15 protein-coding genes and 4 pseudogenes are annotated in these 15,374 nt (G+C 66.3%); 12 read left to right on the top strand and 7 right to left on the bottom strand.

The genetic code is table 11. From position 1 onward, the window contains the following. Positions 1-232: 232 nt before the first annotated feature. Together ACYVD0_RS12200 and ACYVD0_RS12195 are read right to left on the bottom strand one after the other, a co-directional pair. Positions 233-1,207 carry a stress response kinase A gene (locus tag ACYVD0_RS12200; RefSeq protein ID WP_460427055.1) on the bottom strand — a complete coding sequence of 325 codons (975 nt, stop codon included), beginning with the start codon at positions 1,205-1,207 and terminating at the stop codon, positions 233-235. Positions 1,208-1,346: 139 nt separating this feature from the next. Beyond that, a complete protein-coding gene (locus tag ACYVD0_RS12195) occupies positions 1,347-2,063 on the bottom strand; it encodes a ComF family protein (protein ID WP_460427054.1) in 717 nt (238 codons plus the stop codon). Between the two features lie 132 nt (positions 2,064-2,195). Here ACYVD0_RS12195 and bioB point away from each other — a divergent pair, with 132 nt between their 5' ends. The 7 genes from bioB (at position 2,196) to ACYVD0_RS12160 (ending at position 8,546) form a co-directional block, all read left to right on the top strand. Continuing rightward, the gene (bioB, locus tag ACYVD0_RS12190) at positions 2,196-3,254 is read left to right on the top strand and encodes a biotin synthase BioB (RefSeq protein ID WP_460427053.1); all 1,059 of its coding nucleotides are present in this window, start codon (positions 2,196-2,198) and stop codon (positions 3,252-3,254) included. A 116-nt stretch (positions 3,255-3,370) separates the two neighbouring features. Then, on the top strand, positions 3,371-4,552 hold the full coding sequence (bioF, locus tag ACYVD0_RS12185) for an aminotransferase class I/II-fold pyridoxal phosphate-dependent enzyme (protein WP_460427052.1): 1,182 nt from the start codon (positions 3,371-3,373) through the stop codon (positions 4,550-4,552). Then, the gene (locus tag ACYVD0_RS12180) at positions 4,549-5,271 is read left to right on the top strand and encodes an alpha/beta hydrolase family protein (RefSeq protein WP_460427051.1); all 723 of its coding nucleotides are present in this window, start codon (positions 4,549-4,551) and stop codon (positions 5,269-5,271) included. The genes bioF and ACYVD0_RS12180 overlap by 4 nt, the downstream gene beginning before the upstream one ends. Then, positions 5,264-6,067: a malonyl-ACP O-methyltransferase BioC gene (gene bioC, locus ACYVD0_RS12175; RefSeq protein ID WP_460427050.1), complete on the top strand. Its 804-nt coding sequence runs from the start codon at positions 5,264-5,266 to the stop codon at positions 6,065-6,067. Before ACYVD0_RS12180 ends, bioC begins: the two co-directional genes overlap by 8 nt. Positions 6,068-6,152: 85 nt before the next feature. Continuing rightward, positions 6,153-6,758 carry a CDP-alcohol phosphatidyltransferase family protein gene (locus ACYVD0_RS12170; protein WP_460427049.1) on the top strand — a complete coding sequence of 202 codons (606 nt, stop codon included), beginning with the start codon at positions 6,153-6,155 and terminating at the stop codon, positions 6,756-6,758. 237 nt (positions 6,759-6,995) lie between these two features. Next, a complete protein-coding gene (locus ACYVD0_RS12165) occupies positions 6,996-7,613 on the top strand; it encodes a lysophospholipid acyltransferase family protein (protein WP_460427079.1) in 618 nt (205 codons plus the stop codon). Continuing rightward, complete coding sequence (locus ACYVD0_RS12160; RefSeq protein ID WP_460427048.1) at positions 7,614-8,546, top strand: phosphatidate cytidylyltransferase; 933 nt, start codon at positions 7,614-7,616, stop codon at positions 8,544-8,546. A gap of 283 nt (positions 8,547-8,829) precedes the next feature. Here the strand turns inward: ACYVD0_RS12160 and ACYVD0_RS12155 are convergent, their stop codons facing one another. After that, on the bottom strand, positions 8,830-9,807 hold the full coding sequence (locus ACYVD0_RS12155) for an IS5 family transposase (RefSeq protein ID WP_460427078.1): 978 nt from the start codon (positions 9,805-9,807) through the stop codon (positions 8,830-8,832). Between the two features lie 194 nt (positions 9,808-10,001). Here ACYVD0_RS12155 and ACYVD0_RS12150 point away from each other — a divergent pair, with 194 nt between their 5' ends. From ACYVD0_RS12150 to ACYVD0_RS12140, 3 genes are all read left to right on the top strand, one after another. Further along, entirely contained in the window at positions 10,002-11,027 is a 1,026-nt protein-coding gene (locus ACYVD0_RS12150) for an IS110 family RNA-guided transposase (protein WP_460427047.1), read from the top strand. 299 nt (positions 11,028-11,326) lie between these two features. Continuing rightward, entirely contained in the window at positions 11,327-11,644 is a 318-nt protein-coding gene (locus ACYVD0_RS12145; RefSeq protein WP_460427046.1) for a hypothetical protein, read from the top strand. A 114-nt stretch (positions 11,645-11,758) separates the two neighbouring features. Further along, positions 11,759-12,097: a hypothetical protein gene (locus tag ACYVD0_RS12140; protein ID WP_460427045.1), complete on the top strand. Its 339-nt coding sequence runs from the start codon at positions 11,759-11,761 to the stop codon at positions 12,095-12,097. Positions 12,098-12,188: 91 nt separating this feature from the next. Here ACYVD0_RS12140 and ACYVD0_RS12135 read toward each other — a convergent pair. Continuing rightward, a pseudogene (locus tag ACYVD0_RS12135) lies at positions 12,189-12,977 on the bottom strand (transposase); the annotation flags it as partial. 25 nt (positions 12,978-13,002) lie between these two features. Between ACYVD0_RS12135 and ACYVD0_RS12130 the strand changes: the two are divergent. Continuing rightward, positions 13,003-13,215 (top strand): annotated as a pseudogene (locus ACYVD0_RS12130) (hypothetical protein); the annotation flags it as partial. A gap of 76 nt (positions 13,216-13,291) precedes the next feature. Beyond that, positions 13,292-13,558, top strand: a pseudogene (locus ACYVD0_RS12125) (hypothetical protein); the annotation flags it as partial. Positions 13,559-13,630: 72 nt separating this feature from the next. Here the strand turns inward: ACYVD0_RS12125 and ACYVD0_RS12120 are convergent. From ACYVD0_RS12120 to ACYVD0_RS12110, 3 genes and pseudogenes are all read right to left on the bottom strand, one after another. Then, positions 13,631-14,119: pseudogene (locus ACYVD0_RS12120) on the bottom strand (lipocalin family protein); the annotation flags it as partial. A gap of 100 nt (positions 14,120-14,219) precedes the next feature. Then, entirely contained in the window at positions 14,220-15,113 is an 894-nt protein-coding gene (locus tag ACYVD0_RS12115) for a PA4780 family RIO1-like protein kinase (RefSeq protein ID WP_460427044.1), read from the bottom strand. 21 nt (positions 15,114-15,134) lie between these two features. Further along, positions 15,135-15,374, bottom strand: a 240-nt coding sequence (locus ACYVD0_RS12110) for a hypothetical protein (RefSeq protein ID WP_460427043.1), incomplete at its 5' end; no start/stop codon positions are given.

The following is a 15,374-nucleotide window of genomic DNA, read 5'->3' as shown; positions in this document are numbered from 1 at the left end:
TACAGGGGAAACAGACCCCTCAGGCCATAGGCGCTGAGGCCCAGGAGATACCCGCGGCGCGGGTCGGCGGCATGCATGCGATTGTCCTGATCGGCAGCTGACAAGGCCGCCGATTCTAGGGGGCAGGTTCGAAGGTCGTCTGTCCGTTTTGTGCGGATCCTTTCCCGTGGGGGGCCATGCACCGCCTTTTTTCGCGTGGATGGGGGAGGGCCTGAAATGCCAGGCCCCCGCCTCAAAACAGCCGCAGCGGCTCCTCATCCAGCGCCGCTCGCTGTTCGCGCAGGGTGAGGATCTGGTCGCCCCAGTAGCGTTCGCTGCCGAACCAGGGGAAGCTCGGCGGGAACGCCGGGTCGTCCCAGCGGCGCGCCAGCCAGGCGCTGTAGTGGATCAGGCGCAGGGCGCGCAGCCCCTCGATCAGCGCCAGTTGGCGCGGCTCGAAGTCGTGGAATTCCTGGTAGCCGTCCATCAGTTCGGCGAGCTGGCCGAGGCGCTCGTGGCGCGGGCCGGCGAGCATCATCCACAGGTCCTGTACCGCCGGACCCATGCGGCAGTCGTCCAGGTCGACGATATGGAAGGTCTCGTCGCGGCACAGCAGATTGCCCGGATGGCAGTCGCCGTGGATGCGGATCGCCTGGTAGGGGGTGACGGCGAACAGCGCGTCGAGGCGCGCGAGCAGGTCGCGGGCGACCGACTCGTAGGCCGGCAGGAGGCTTTTCGGGACGAAGCCGCCGTCGAGCAGGGTGGCCAGCGAGTCATGGCCGAAGTTGGCCACCGTCAGCTCCTCGCGATGCTCGAACGGCCGGCTCGCACCCACTGCATGCAGGCGACCGAGCAGGCCACCGAGGCGGTACAGCTGATCCAGGTTGCCCGGCTCCGGCGCCCGACCGCCACGCCGCGGAAACAGGGCGAAGCGAAAGCCGGCGTGCTCGAACAGGGTTTCGCCGTCTTTCCGCAGCGGCGCCACCACCGGCACCTCGCAGTCGGCCAGCTCCAGGCTGAAGGCATGCTCCTCGCGGATCGCCGCGTCGCTCCAGCGCTGCGGCCGGTAGAACTTGGCGATCAGCGGCTCGCCATCCTCGATGCCGACCTGGTAGACCCGGTTCTCGTAGCTGTTCAGCGCCAGCACGCGGGCATCGCTGAGGTAGCCGAGGCTCTCCACGGCGTCGAGGACCAGGTGGGGGGTGAGGGAATCGAAAGGATGGCTCATGGGGAACTCCGAAGAATATGGCCATCAGTCTAGCGGTTACGCAGGTGGACTGTATCTGTGCAGAGGCCAGCGTGCTGGCGATCGGCCGGCCTCAAGGAGCATCGCCAGCACGCTGGCGCCTACCCTGCAGGGCGAGGGATCAGCTCTCGCTCGGGCGGGGCGTGCGCGCCAGGCAGTAGACGTCGACCCGCGCCGCGCCGGTCGCGCGCAGCAGGCGGGCGAGGGCTTCGGCGGTGGCGCCGGTGGTCAACACGTCGTCGACCAGCGCCACATGGCGGCCGGCCAGGGCCGCCGGATCGGCGAGGGCGAAGGCCTGGCGCAGGTTGCGCCGGCGTTCGGCGGCGTCCAGCCGCTGCTGCGCCGGGGTGTCCTGCGGGCGCAGTAGCAGTTCTTCATCCACCGGCAGTTGCAGCGGCCCGCCCAGCCAGCGGGCGAGCATCGCCGCCTGGTTGAAGCCGCGCCGGCGCAGCCGGCCCCTGGCCAGCGGCACCGGCAGCAGGGAGTCCGGGCGCGCCAGGCCCTCGGCGAAGGCATGCTGCAGATGGCGGGCGAGCAGCTCGCCGAGCAGCCGGCCCAGCGGCCAGCGCGCCTGATGCTTGAAGCGGGCGATCAGGGTATCGACGGGGAAGGCATAGCGCCAGGGCGCTTCCACCCGGGCGAAGGCCGGCGGGTGCTTCTGGCAGGCGCCGCAGACCAGTCCCGCCACGGGCAGCGGCAGGGCGCAGACCGCGCAGTGCGCGCCCAGCCAGGGCAGTTCGGTCTCGCAATTGCCGCAGAGCGGCAGACCGGTTTCGGCCGACTCGTCGCACAGCAGGCAGTGTTGGTTGTTTTTTATCCAATTGTAAACCGGATTCATGAGTACGGTTGACAGCGCATGGAGCTTCCCTAAATATTTCACCCATCCATGTCGGACCATGCACTCTAGCAGGTTGCGGCCCCCAAGACCGAACGCCCGCCCGCCCGGGCCCTTTTTGCAAGGAAGAACCCCATGAGCGCCACTGTCGCCTCAGCCCTGCGCCATGACTGGACTCTCGCCGAGGTCCGGGCGCTGTTCGAACTGCCGTTCAACGATCTGCTGTTCCAGGCGCAGATGGTGCACCGCCAGCACTTCGACCCCAACCGCGTGCAGGTGTCGACCCTGCTGTCGATCAAGACCGGCGCCTGCCCGGAGGACTGCAAGTACTGCTCGCAATCCGGCCATCACAACACCGGGCTGGACAAGGCCAAGCTGATGGAGGTGCAGAAGGTCCTGCAGGCCGCCGCCGATGCCAAGGCCATCGGCTCCACTCGCTTCTGCATGGGCGCCGCCTGGAAGCACCCCTCGGCCAAGGACATGCCCTATGTGCTGGAGATGGTCAAGGGCGTCAAGGCCCTGGGCCTTGAGACCTGCATGACCCTCGGCACCCTGAGCCGCGAGCAGACCCAGGCGCTGGCCGCCGCCGGCCTTGACTACTACAACCACAACCTGGACACCTCGCCGGAGTTCTACGGCAACATCATCACCACCCGCACCTACGCCGAGCGCCTGGAAACCCTGGCCCACGTGCGCGAGGCGGGGATGAAGATCTGCTCCGGCGGCATCCTCGGCATGGGCGAGTCCCTCGACGACCGCGCCGGCCTGTTGATCCAGCTGGCCAACCTGCCGGAGCACCCGGAGTCGGTGCCGATCAATATGCTGGTCAAGGTCAAGGGCACCCCGCTGGAAAACGCCGAGGACGTCGATCCCTTCGACTTCATCCGCACCCTCGCCGTGGCGCGGATCATGATGCCGAAATCCCACGTGCGCCTCTCCGCCGGCCGCTCGGAGATGAACGACCAGATGCAGGCCCTGGCCTTCTTCGCCGGCGCCAACTCGATCTTCTACGGCGAGCGGCTGCTGACCACCGGCAACCCCGAGGCGGAGAAGGACATGCGCCTGTTCGCCCGCCTCGGCATCCAGCCGGAGGAGCGCCAGGGGCACGCCGATGAGGTGCACCAGGCGGCCATCGAGCAGGCGCTGATCGAGCAGAAGAACAGCGCGCTGTTCTACGACGCCACCTCGGCCTGATCCCTCGCCTGGTGGATGGATAAAGCGTCATCCACCCTACGCAGGCCGAGACCTGTCTGTAGGGTGGATGACCCGCTTGCGGTCATCCACCGTCCCTTACTCCTGCGGACAGCCCAATGAGTTTCGATCTCTCCGCCCGCCTCGCCGCCCGCTGCGCCGAGCACCTCTACCGCCAACGCCCGCTGCTGGACAGCCCGCAGGGGCCGGAGGTGGTCGTCGACGGTCGGCCGTTTTTGGCCTTCTGCTCCAACGACTACCTGGGGCTGGCCAACCACCCCGAAGTGATTCGCGCCCTGCAGGACGGCGCCGCGCAATGGGGGGTCGGCGGCGGCGCCTCGCACCTGGTGATCGGCCACAGCACGCCCCACCATCAGCTGGAGGAGGCGCTCGCCGAGTTCACCGGCCGCCCGCGCGCGCTCTTGTTCTCCACCGGCTACATGGCCAACCTCGCCGCCGTCACCGCGCTGGTGGGGCAGGGCGACACGGTGCTGGAAGACCGCCTCAACCACGCCTCCCTGCTGGATGCCGGGCTACTCTCCGGGGCGCGCTTCTCGCGCTACCTGCACAACGATCCGGCGAGCCTTGCCAGCCGCCTGGACAAGTCCACGGGTAACACCCTGGTGGTCACCGACGGGGTGTTCAGCATGGATGGCGACTTGGCCGAGCTGCCGGCGCTCTGCGCCGCGGCGCGCAAGAAGGGCGCCTGGCTGATGCTCGACGACGCCCACGGCTTCGGCCCGCTGGGTGCGACTGGCGGCGGCATCGTCGAGCATTTCGGCCTGGGGCTAAATGACGTGCCGGTGCTGGTCGGCACCCTGGGCAAGGCCTTTGGCACCGCCGGGGCCTTCGTCGCCGGCAGCGAGGAGCTGATCGAGACCCTGATCCAATTCGCCCGTCCCTACATCTACACCACCAGCCAGCCGCCAGCAGTGGCCTGCGCCACCCTGAAAAGCCTCGAGCTGCTACGCAGCGAAGGCTGGCGCCGCGAGCACCTGAACCGCCTGATCGCCCGCTTCCGCCAGGGCGCCGTCGAACTGGACCTTGAGCTGATGGACAGCCCGACGCCGATCCAGCCGCTGCTGATCGGAGACAACGCCCGCGTCGTCGAATATTCCCGTCTGCTGCGCGAGCGTGGCCTGCTGGTCGGCGCCATCCGCCCGCCCACCGTGCCGGCTGGCACCGCGCGGCTGCGGGTGACCCTCTCCGCCGCCCACTCGGAGGAACAGGTCGACCGCCTGCTCGCCGCGCTGGACGAGTGCCAGGCGCTGCTGCCGCCGCTGCCGGAGGGGCGCGGATGAACCGACTGGTCCTGCTGCCCGGCTGGGGCCTCGGCCCGGCCGCCCTGGAGGCGCTGGCCGGCGCGCTGTGCGAACAGGGGCTGGCCGTCGAGCTGGCCGAGCTGCCAGCGTTGGCCGACGGCGATCCCGAAGCCTGGCTCGCCGAACTGGACGCCCGCCTGCTGCAGGATGTCTGGCTTGGCGGCTGGTCGCTGGGCGGGATGCTCGCCAGCGCCCTGTCCGCCCGCCGTGGCGAACGCTGCCGCGGACTGCTCACGCTGGCCAGCAATGCCTGCTTCGTCGCCCGCGAAGGCTGGTCGCCGGCGATGAGCATGGCGACCTTCGCCGCCTTCCGCGACGGCTGCGCCCAGGATGCCGCCGCCACTCTCAAGCGCTTCGCGCTGCTCTGCAGCCAGGGCTGCGCCGAGGCCCGCGGCCTGTCGCGCCAGCTCAGCCAGGGCATCCCGGCGCAGGAGGCGGCGCAACGGCTCTCCGGCCTGGAGGTACTGGCCGCGCTGGACAACCGGGCGGCGCTGGCGGGTTTCGCCGGCCCGCAGCTACACTTGCTGGCCGCGTCGGACGCCCTGGTTCCGGCGGCGGCTGCCGAGCCCTTGCAGGCCCTGCTGCGGCGCGGCGCAGTCGAGCGGGTCGCCGGAACCGGCCATGCCTTCGTCCTCGAGCAGCCGCAGGCGCTGGCCGCGCGGCTGGCCACCTTCATCCGCGAGGCCGGCGATGACTGAGATTTCCCAGAGCCCATTGCCGGACAAGCGCCAGGTCGCCGTCTCCTTCTCCCGCGCCGCGGCCAGCTACGACGACGTGGCCGGGCTGCAGCGTGCGGTCGGCAGCGAGCTGCTGGCCCGCCTGCCGGCCGATCTGCGGGCGCAGCGCTGGGTAGATCTGGGCAGCGGCACCGGGTATTTCTCCCGGGCGTTGGCCGAGCGTTTCCCCAAGGGGCAGGGCATGGCGCTGGATCTCGCCGAGGGCATGCTGTGCCACGCCCGGCCGCGGGGTGGCGCGACGCACTTCGTCTGCGGCGATGCCGAGCGTCTGCCGCTGGCCGGTGCCAGCCAGGATCTGCTGTTCTCCAGTCTGGCCCTGCAGTGGTGTGGCGACTTCGCCGCCGTGCTCGCCGAGGCGCGCCGGACGCTGCGCCCGGGTGGCATCTTCGCCTTCAGCAGCCTGTGCGCCGGCACCCTGCAGGAGCTGCAGGACAGCTGGCAGGCGGTGGACGGCTTCGTCCATGTCAACCGCTTCCGCCGCTTCGAGGACTACCAGCGGCTGTGCGCCGCCTGCGGTCTCGAAACCCTCGAACTGCGCCGGGAGACACGGGTGCTGCACTACCGCGACCTGCGCCAGCTGACCCACGAGCTCAAGACCCTCGGCGCGCACAACCTCAATCCCGGCCGCCCGGACGGCCTCACCGGCCGCGCGCGGGTGCTGGCGCTGGTCGAGGCCTACGAGCGCTTCCGCCAGCCCCAGGGCCTGCCGGCCAGTTGGCGGCCGGTCTACGGGGTGCTGCGCAGGCGCGCGGAATAGGCGCAGCGCGGAGCATCGACACAGGCTGGGCAAGGCGGCTATCGTGCGCTAACTTTCCGCCAGCCCCGGCAACGGATCCTGCCCCATGCCCTCCATCTACCAGCTCAAGCCGCGCTTCCAGAACCTGCTGCGCCCCCTGGTGCGGCGCCTGTTCGAGCACGACGTCACCGCCAACCAGGTGACCCTCGCCGCCGCCGGCATCTCCGTGCTGGTCGGCGCGCTGGTCGCCGCCTTGGCCGAGCATGCCAGGCTGTTCGCCCTGATCCCGTTGTGGATGTTCCTGCGCATGGCGCTGAATGCCATCGACGGCATGCTCGCCCGCGAGTTCGGCCAGCAGTCGCGCCTCGGCGCCTACCTCAACGAGCTGTGCGACGTCATTGCCGACAGCGCGCTGTTCCTGCCTTTCGCCCTGCTGCCGGACGTGACGCCGCTGGCGGTGATCGGGGTGACCCTGCTCGCGGTGATCGTCGAATATGCCGGCGTCATGGGTCCCCTGGCCGGCGCCACGCGGCGCTACGACGGGCCGATGGGCAAGAGCGATCGTGCCTTCTGCTTCGGTGTGCTCGGCGCGGGCGTCGCCACCGGCCTGTTGCCGAGCGTCTGGATCGACGGCCTGCTCATCCTGATCGCCGTCCTGCTGCTCTGGACCCTGGTCAACCGCGTGCGCCGGGGGCTCGCCGAGACGGCCTGAGCGGCTTGCCCCCCTCGCCCGCGTGCGGGAGACGACTGCAGGGATGCAGGAGAGAGCGACGCAGGAAGCCAAAGCCGAGGGGCAGGGGGAGAGGGCAGCAGGGCTTGCCGCTGAAGACTGCACCTCTGTCTCCCGCACGCATCGCCAGCAAGGAGCAAGACAATGAACGACCCGCACATCCCCCCGCCCGGCGAAGACCTGCCCGCCATCCCCGCGCCGCGGCCGCGCCCCTCCCGGATGCAGCGCCTGCTGGCCTGGCCGATCACCAGCTTTGCCCGCCTGCTCACCGGCGCGCGCAGCCTGTGGCGTGGCTGCGCCCCGGAGAAGAAGCAGCGCATCTACTTCGCCAACCACTGCAGCCACGCCGACTTCGTCCTGCTCTGGTCGTCGCTGCCGCCGGCCCTGCGCGCGCGCACCCGTCCGGTCGCCGGTGCCGACTACTGGCAGCAGGGCGCGCTGCGCTGCTTCCTGATCCACCGGGTGTTCCTCGGCGTGCTGGTCGACCGCAAGCGCCGCGATGCTCACGGCAATCCGCTGCAGCCGATGCTCGACGCCTTGGCCTGCGGCGACTCGCTGATCCTCTTCCCCGAGGGCACGCGTAACCTCGAAGACGGCCTGCTGCCGTTCAAGAGTGGCCTCTACCGCCTCGCCCGCGCCTGCCCGCAGGTCGAGCTGGTGCCGGTGTGGATCGCCAACCTCAACCGGGTGATGCCCAAGGGGCGCATCCTGCCCTTGCCGCTGCTGTGCACGGTGATCTTCGGCACGCCCCTGATCATCGGTGTCGACGAGCGTAAGGAGGCTTTCCTCGCCCGTGCCCGCGACGCCCTGCTGAACCTGGCCGCGGAGGCCGACTGAATGCAAGCCAACACCCTTTCCCTGTTCGCCGGTATCGGCGCCCTGCTGGCGCTGGCCTCGCTGATCGGCTTTATCCTCAAGTGGCGCTGCCGCGGTGTCGCCAACCCGGTGATCGACAACCTCAACGCACGGATCAACGCCTGGTGGGTGATGGTCGCGGTACTCGGCGGCGCTTTCTGGCTCGGCCACGGCGCGGTGATCCTGCTGTTCTGTGCCGTGTCCTTCTTCGCCCTGCGCGAATTCATCACTCTGACACCGACCCGCGGCAGCGACTATCCGGCTCTAGCGGCGGCCTTCTACCTGGTGCTGCCGCTGCAGTACCTGCTGATTGCCGTCGACTGGTACGGGTTGTTCTCCATCTTCATCCCGGTCTACGTGTTCCTCCTGCTGCCAATCCTCGCCTCGCTGGGCGGCGACACCTCGCACTTCCTCGAACGCACGGCCAAGGTGCAGTGGGGCATGATGATCGCGGTGTTCTGCATCTCCCATGTGCCGGCGCTCTTGACCCTGGATATCCCCGGCTTCGAGGGCCGCCACCTGCTGCTGATCGCCTGGCTGGTGCTGGTGGTGCAGATCTCCGACGTACTGCAGTACGTCTGCGGCAAGCTGTTCGGCAAACGCCGGATCGCCCCGCGCCTGTCGCCCTCGAAGACCGTCGAAGGCTTCGCCGGCGGCATCGCCCTCGCGACCCTGACCGGCGCCGCCCTCTACTGGATCACCCCGTTTGCCTTCTGGCAGGCCCTGCTGATCGCCCTGGTCATCACCCTGCTCGGCTTCTTCGGCGGCCTGGTCATGTCCGCCATCAAGCGCGACCGCGGCGTGAAGGACTGGGGCCACATGATCGAAGGCCACGGAGGGATGCTCGACCGGCTGGACTCGGTGTGCTTCGCGGCGCCGATCTTTTTTCATTTGTTGCGGTGGGGGTGGGTATGACGGACGGGGAAGGGGAGTTGTTTTTCGTGGTGTATAACTCCCCAGAGTTCCCAGCGCATCTGTAGTGGTCAAGTAATTCTGGACAGGGAGCGCCGCAATAGCCAGAAATGTTATACACCACACTCGTTCGGGTAGTTATGCACCACTTGGTGTCTAAGGATGGTCTGAAATAGTCCTGACTTTTGCTCCTATCCTGCTCGCCAAGGACAGAAACGCAGGCTCGTGTGTCAATACAGGTTTGATTTTCCGCCCCGAAGAGCATTTGGCAAGGTGTTTTCCCTTATTACGGACGCACCTCTCCTGCAACCAGCAGATGTTTTCGTGCCATCCACAGATTCGACAGGGCGAACAGCGTCACCAGTTGTGCCGTGTTCTTCGCCAGGCCGCGGAAGCGCACCTTGACGTAACCGAACCGGCGCTTGATCACCCGGAACGGATGCTCGACCTTGGCCCGCACCTGCGCCTTGGCCTTCTCGATCCGGCGCTTGACCCGGTACAGGACGCTGCCCTTGCCATGCTTCCGGTAGCTGCTGCGGCGGGCCGCGATCTGCCAGACGACTTTCCGCCCGGCATGCTCCGGCCGCTTCTCGACGCCGACATAGGCGGCATCGGCACCGACCAGGTTTTCCTCGCCATGCAGCAGCCTGTCGACCTGGGTGACATCCGCCACGTTGGCCGCCGTACCCACCACGTGATGGATCAGCCCCGACTCGGCATCGACGCCGATGTGCGCCTTCATGCCGAAGTGGTATTGGTTGCCCTTCTTCGTCTGATGCATTTCCGGATCGCGCTTGCCTTTCTTGTTCTTCGTCGAACTCGGTGCATGGATCAGCGTGGCATCGACGATGGTGCCCTCGCGCAGCGACAACCCATGATCGCCCAGATAGCCGTTGATCACCTCCAGGATGCCCCCGGCCAGCTCATGCTTCTCCAGCAGGCGACGGAACTTGAGGATGGTCGTCTCGTCCGGGATACGCTCCAGCCCCAGGCCGGCGAACCGGCGCAGCAGGGGCGTCTCGTACAGCGCCTCCTCCATCGCCGGATCGCTGTAGCCGAACCAGTTCTGCATCAGGTGCACGCGCAGTATGGCAGCCAGCGGGTAGGCTGGCCGACCGCCTTCGCCCTTCGGGTAGTGGGGCTCGATCAGGGCGATCAGCCCCTGCCAGGGCACCACCTGGTCCATTTCGAGCAGGAAGCGCTCGCGGCGGGTCTGCTTGCGCTTGCCGGCGTATTCGGCATCGGCGAAGGACAACTGCTTCAGCGGACAACTCGCAGGGCGGGATGGGCGTATTTCAACAGATCCGGAAAGTCTTTTTCAGATGGTATGGACGCCTCCCCCCGGCAGCGGGCCGACCGCAGCACCTCTACATCGATAGAGGATCCTCGCTGCTCGGCATCGGAGTGCCAAAGTGAAGCGTGTGAGTAGCAAGCATCACTTGAACAGGAGGATCCATCATGAAACATAGCGTGATTGGCATGGACATCGCCAAGAAGGTTTTCCAGTTGCATACCGTTGATCCGCTCTCGGGAAAAATCGAGCGCATCAAGCTGCGGCGCGAGGACGTCCTGGCGTTCTTCGCCCAGCGTCAGTCCTGCCTGGTGGCGATTGAGGCGTGCGGCAGTGCCCACTGGTGGGCACGTCAGCTTCGGCAGCATGGGCATGAGGTGCGACTGCTGGCCCCTCGCTCGGTCCGTCCCTTCGTGCTGCGCAACAAGACCGATGCGGCTGACGCCCAGGCCATCTGGACAGCGGTACAGCAGCCCGGCGCTTGCCGGGTCGCCATCAAGCAGGCGGACCAGCAGGCCATCCTCTCGCTGCACCGTATCCGTGCCCAGCTGCTGAAGTTTCGCATCATGCAGAGCAATGGCTTGCGTGGACTGTTTTACGAGTTTGGGATTGTGCTGCCAGAGGGGTATGCCCCCTTGTCCAAGGCTATGCCGGAAGCCTTCGCCGAGGCGGAAAATCAGGTTCCTCCTGTACTTCTGGAGAGCCTGCGCGAGCAGTGGGCGCGGGTGCTCAGACTGGAGGAGGAAATCCGGGTGATCGAACTCCGCCTGAAGCGCTGCCTGCGCGAGAACCCCGACTGCCGGAAAATTGCAGAGATCCCCGGCATCGGTTTATTGACGGCCACCGCCGCGGTTGCCTCGCTGGGAGACGCGACGACCTTTCGTTCCGGCCGACAGTTCGCCGCCTGGCTGGGACTGGTTCCCCGGCAGACCGGTACCGGCGGTCGAGTCCGACAACTGGGGCTGAGCAAGCGCGGCGACAGCTACCTGCGCATGCTGTTGACGCATGGCGCCCGCTCGATCCTCGCCAGGAGCCAGAAATCCGGGTGGCTTGAGCGCTTGCTGGCCAGGCGGCCTTACAACGTGGCGGTCGCCGCGGTGGCCAACAAGCTGGCCCGAACCCTGTGGGCCGTGCTGGCCAAGGGCTCTCCGTACCGGGTCGAGCGCTTTACCGCATGCCCTGCAGGGCATTGAGAAACGGCAACCAACAGGCTTCACAAGGAGCGCAGGCGGTAAGCACGTGATGGCGGAACAGGTCAGACCGTGACGGGGTAAACCTGGTAGGGAATATGAGCTATGGGCGCTGCCCTCAGCTCGATTTTCAGATGAGGGCCTCGTCGGCGGATTCCATCAGGGCCAGCAGGTTTTTCGGCCTGCACAAACAGGCCGAATATAAGACTGCTCCTACCTGAACGCCAGCTGGCCTACCTCTTGAGTTCCAGGAGGCGTCCATATAAGGATTTCCCTAATTGTAGTTATGTGTGTTTGAGAACATGAAAATATCAGTAAATGCGGGCTCTTTTCTGGAGCAACAAGAGATTCTGACTGGCGAAATGATCGCCAGGGTTGCTGACCATTTGGAAGCTGCTGGCCTTAAAGGGGATGTGCTGAAAGAAACAACCGGGAAAGTGGCCTTTGAAGTAGCCTGCATGATTGATGGCGTCTCAGAAGTCAGCTTCGATGGTAGCGAGGCTCATCCATACCTGACGTTTCAGAGCGGGGACAACGAACTTGTCCATCTTGGCGGCAATTCATACATGCATGAGCTGGTGTACGGTATTCTGAATGCGATGTTCGACGAGAGCACATAACCAGTCATTCCAGTACGTTCCGGCCCTAACAGGCCTCCACCGGACCGCCTTTTCTACGCTCCGCTCCGTAAAGGCGGCCGCTGAATATTGGCGTTGGGGCTAAAGGGAGAGCACATGGAAGCAGGTCAGCTCATCAACGTAGTTGGCTGGATTGTCGGGGTTGTCCCGAGTCTCGGCGCCATGAGCTTCATTCACCGGAATCGAGGAGAGCCTTGGCGCATCAGCAATTTTTTCAGCGCGCTCATCCTCATTGGCCTGTCTGCCCTGATGATCGGTTTGTTAAACGATCTCGTTGCGATAGCCGAACAGCTATACAAACAGGGCAAGGTCACAGATGGTGTTTTCACCCAGTTGCGCACATCTGGTGCTATCTGGCTTGTGTTATTCCCGGCGGTCGCTGGAGGGGTAGGTATAAATGTTCTCTCAGAGTTTCTTCTGGCAAGGAAGCCTTAGTCAGCCCCAACCAGGCGCTCCAGCCGACGGCCTTGCCGCCGCTTCGCGGCGTCAAGGCCGCGGCTGAGCTTGGGCGTTAGAGCCAGCCCTTTCAAGGTCTTTTGCCTTTCGAGGCTTTGATTGCACGGGCCGTAGAGACATGAGCGCGGGCCGTGGCGCCATCGACCCAGTTCCTGATCTTTTTCACCTTGGGGCCACGCTTGCTGGTGGCCACCTGGCGGGGCTTGATGTGCCGTGCCAGTTCCAACAGGCGCTGTGCCGGTGTGCTGGCCGAGTCGTCGGCCCAGGCGGGCCAGTGCTCTACCGGCAGTGCGGCGAGCATCCGTAACGGCTTCTGACCTGGACCGCCAAGTGGTAGGGGGACGCCTCCCAGCCCTCGGGAAGCTGTTCGCGATGGGCCTGTTCGACACTGCGCTCGAGCACCGCCAGGAGGTTGCAGGCCAGCGCCGCCACGGCAAACCCCAGCAGCGCCGCCAGGGGATGGCCCAGGCTGCGGATCTCGCTCTGCAGGACCGACTCCAGGCGCTGGAACATTCCCTCGATACGCCAGCGCCGACGGTACAGGTCGGCAATCTGCTGCGCACCGATCCCGGCCGGCAGATTGCTCCAGAGCCAGAGCACGGACTCGCCCGACTCCGTCGGCCGATCCAGGCGCAACTCGATGCGGCGCCAGGGTGACCGTGCCCAGGGCCGGGACGATCGGCTCCAGGCGCTGGGCGCTGCCCTGTACCAGGGCCCGCAGCAAGGCGGGCTCGGTACGCTTGACCTTGTCGTACAGCGCCGCCAGCGATACGGGCAGGTTGTCCATCTGGCGCGCGGCGGCATGCAGCGAAAGGCGCAACCCCAGGGAAACCAGCGACATCAGCTCGACCACCGCGGAAGTTTCATGGATGTGGTTGTGAAAAATGTGGCGTCGGGCGATGCCATGGCCCATGAAAGCACCTTTATTCGTTCGCCCCTTGAGTACCGGCGAGCGGCAGGCCCTGCAGGTCGGTCTGCGTGCCCGTGAGTCCTTCACCCTGCAGCGCTGCCAAATCCTGCTGGCCAGCGCCGACGGCAAGATCGCCACAGAAATCGCCAGCCTGTTCTGCTGTGCCTCGCAAACGCTGCGCAACACCTTGCGGGCCTTTGCCGCCGAGGGGCTGGCCTGTCTGACGGCGAAGTCGCATCGCCCCACGAGTGTCCGCCCCTTGCATGGCCTGCTGTGGGCCGAGACGGGACAGATGCTGCTGCGCTTCGTCAAGGGGGCGCCCGGTCAGCCAGGTGACCGAGGATTTCCTGGCCTGGGTCTGCGAGCGCCTGGCGGACGAGGGCAAGACGGCGCTGCTGATGATCTGGGACAACGCCAGCTGGCACGTCAGCCATCGGGTACAGGCCTGGATCGGAGCGCACAATCGCCGGGGCAAGGCCGAGGGTAGCGTGCGGATCGTAGCCTGCCGCTTGCCGAGCAAGAGCCCGTGGCTGAACCGGATCGAGCCCCGCTGGGTGCATGGCAAACGGGAGATCCTCGAGTCTGAACGTTCGTTGACACGCCTGCCGCTCGACCCGGGGCGTTCTGGACAATATCCACAGGTACTCCCGCCTGGGTTCGCTCACGGCGACCAGTTGATAGTGCTCGTCGAGGTCGATGACCCAATAGTCGCCCCAGATGGCCGGGATGAAGGAGAGCCAGGCCGGGGCGAAGCGCACCTCGAGTTTCGGTGACTGGCTGTCGCCGATCTGCCGACCGGTGCCGAGGGCGATGTTCAACTCGCCGTTCTGCAGCCGGCAGCGGTTGATCACCTGCACGCGGCCGTCGGGTTTGAGGCTGTAGTCGGCGCGGGTGAAGCCGGCGCATTTCTTCTGAAACCAATTGGGAAACCTGGCGATTTCGTACCAAGTGTCCATGTAGCGCGGCAGGTCGAGCGCGTCGATGGTGGACAGCGGTGCATCCGGTTGGCTGGCGGACGCTTGATTGGTGGCGCCGGCGAGGGAGCAGCCGCACAGCAGTGCGGCGACAAGGGTTTGCTGGATTCGGCGCATGGGAATGACTCACCAAAAGGTATCGGGCGATCATCCAACGGCCTCGACCGGCAGGGAAGCGCTGTGCGGGTTGCCGGTCTGCGGCCGTACCGCCGTCAGCTTATCTCCGCAGCCATGGCGGTGTCGGCTCCTCGTGCTGTGCCGGAGCATCCTCCGTCTCCAGTGCCGCCTTGCGGCGCGCCTCGTCGGCCAGTGCGGCGTCGATCTCGCGCATCACCGCCTCGACATCGGCCTCTTCCTCCGGCTCCTCGAACTCGCCGGTCAGCTCACTCGCCGGGGCTAGCTTGCCGGCTTCGTACAGCGCCCACATCTCCTTGGCATGCTTGCACGCCAGCAATTCGGGGGCGAAGTGGCCGAAGTAGGCGTTCATGTTGGCGACGTCGCGCTCGAGCATGCGAAACGCATGGTTGTTGCCCGCCGCATCCACCGCCTGCGGCAGATCGATCACCACCGGCCCGTCCGGGCCAAGCAGCACGTTGAACTCGGACAGGTCGCCGTGCACCAGGCCGGCACAGAGCATCAGCACTACCTGGCGGATCATGAAAGCGTGGTATTCGCGCGCCTGCTCGGGCCTCAGGTCGACATCGTTCAGGCGTGGCGCCGCATCGCCGTCGGCGCCGGTGACCATTTCCATCAACAGCACGCCATCGAGAAAGTCGTAGGGTTTGGGCACGCGCACGCCGGCACTGTCGAGGCGGTAGAGCGCGGCCACTTCGGCGTTCTGCCAGGCCTCCTCCTGCTCCTTGCGCCCGTGCTTGCTGCCCCGCGCCATGGCTCGTGCATCGCGGCTGTTGCGCACCTTGCGGCCTTCCTGATATTCGGCGGCCTGACGGAAGCTGCGCTTGTTGGCCTCCTTGTAGACCTTGGCGCAGCGCAGTTCGCGGCCGCAGCGCACCACGTACACGGCTGCTTCCTTGCCGCTCATCAGTGGGCGCAGGACTTCGTCGATCAGGCCGTCTTCGACCAGGGACTCAAGGCGTTTGGGTGTCTTCATCGGTTTCTGTATGGCTCGCACTTACTTGGAAAAATCCTGCCCCCTTATACGGCAATCGGCCGGCGCGGTGCAGTAGGTCTTCCGGCGCCCGCTCGATGTCTGGCAAGGCTCAGATAACGCATCTGCCGGCACGCTGAAACGCTCGGATAGGGGGTTGACCAGGGCAATCGCATGAACGGATGCGCCCGTAGCTTCAAGCGGCTTCAGCCCGAGCAGGTTTGGTGTAGCGTGTCTTCTCTTTGTCGAGAAGGGATACACGAT

This window comes from Azotobacter armeniacus, assembly GCF_054779355.1.
This window is presented reverse-complemented; position numbering and strand designations above follow the sequence as displayed.

What these genes read in the sequence shown, in the direction of transcription:
- ACYVD0_RS12200 (WP_460427055.1), bottom strand. Translation starts at nt 1,207, where the DNA reads ATGAGCCATCCTTTCGATTCCCTCACCCCCCACCTGGTCCTCGACGCC.
- bioB (WP_460427053.1), top strand. Translation starts at nt 2,196, where the DNA reads ATGAGCGCCACTGTCGCCTCAGCCCTGCGCCATGACTGGACTCTCGCC.
- bioC (WP_460427050.1), top strand. Translation starts at nt 5,264, where the DNA reads ATGACTGAGATTTCCCAGAGCCCATTGCCGGACAAGCGCCAGGTCGCC.
- ACYVD0_RS12195 (WP_460427054.1), bottom strand. Translation starts at nt 2,063, where the DNA reads ATGAATCCGGTTTACAATTGGATAAAAAACAACCAACACTGCCTGCTG.
- ACYVD0_RS12165 (WP_460427079.1), top strand. Translation starts at nt 6,996, where the DNA reads ATGCAGCGCCTGCTGGCCTGGCCGATCACCAGCTTTGCCCGCCTGCTC.
- ACYVD0_RS12115 (WP_460427044.1), bottom strand. Translation starts at nt 15,113, where the DNA reads ATGAAGACACCCAAACGCCTTGAGTCCCTGGTCGAAGACGGCCTGATC.
- ACYVD0_RS12145 (WP_460427046.1), top strand. Translation starts at nt 11,327, where the DNA reads ATGAAAATATCAGTAAATGCGGGCTCTTTTCTGGAGCAACAAGAGATT.
- ACYVD0_RS12170 (WP_460427049.1), top strand. Translation starts at nt 6,153, where the DNA reads ATGCCCTCCATCTACCAGCTCAAGCCGCGCTTCCAGAACCTGCTGCGC.
- bioF (WP_460427052.1), top strand. Translation starts at nt 3,371, where the DNA reads ATGAGTTTCGATCTCTCCGCCCGCCTCGCCGCCCGCTGCGCCGAGCAC.
- ACYVD0_RS12160 (WP_460427048.1), top strand. Translation starts at nt 7,614, where the DNA reads ATGCAAGCCAACACCCTTTCCCTGTTCGCCGGTATCGGCGCCCTGCTG.
- ACYVD0_RS12140 (WP_460427045.1), top strand. Translation starts at nt 11,759, where the DNA reads ATGGAAGCAGGTCAGCTCATCAACGTAGTTGGCTGGATTGTCGGGGTT.
- ACYVD0_RS12180 (WP_460427051.1), top strand. Translation starts at nt 4,549, where the DNA reads ATGAACCGACTGGTCCTGCTGCCCGGCTGGGGCCTCGGCCCGGCCGCC.
- ACYVD0_RS12150 (WP_460427047.1), top strand. Translation starts at nt 10,002, where the DNA reads ATGAAACATAGCGTGATTGGCATGGACATCGCCAAGAAGGTTTTCCAG.